This window comes from Streptomyces sp. SP18CS02 (genome assembly GCF_036322365.1).
GTDB lineage: Bacteria > Actinomycetota > Actinomycetes > Streptomycetales > Streptomycetaceae > Streptomyces.
Genome location: NZ_JAQYXC010000125.1, coordinates 1 through 374 on the forward strand (window position 1 = coordinate 1; position 374 = coordinate 374).

At 69.8% G+C, this 374-nt stretch carries 2 pseudogenes; one reads left to right on the forward strand and one right to left on the reverse strand.

The annotated features are described in order from the left end of the window. Positions 1-14 precede the first annotated feature (14 nt). Positions 15-65: pseudogene (locus PUR26_RS34520) on the forward strand (hypothetical protein); the annotation flags it as partial. A 62-nt stretch (positions 66-127) separates the two neighbouring features. Here PUR26_RS34520 and PUR26_RS00865 read toward each other — a convergent pair. Next, positions 128-374, reverse strand: a pseudogene (locus PUR26_RS00865) (biotin/lipoyl-containing protein); the annotation flags it as partial.

Sequence of the window (374 nt, forward strand, 5' to 3'; positions counted from 1 at the left end):
AGCCGCTGCTGGAGGTGTCGACGGACAAGGTCGACACCGAGATCCCCGCCCCCGCCACCGGCTACCTGCTGGAGATCGTCGTCGCCGACGACGAGAACGCCAACGACGACGACTTCCTGTCCGTCTTCGGAGCAGCTGCTGCCGGTGCGGCCGGATCGGCACCCGGTGCACCGATGACGGCCAGCTTGGCGCCGACCTCGGCGGTCTCGTCCTCGGCGACGACGTTCTCCAGCAGCTCGCCGGAGGCCGGGGCGGGGATCTCGGTGTCGACCTTGTCCGTGGAGACCTCGAGCAGCGGCTCGTCCTCCTTGACCTCCTCGCCGACCTCCTTCAGCCAGCGGGTGACGGTGCCTTCGGTGACGCTCTCGCCGAGC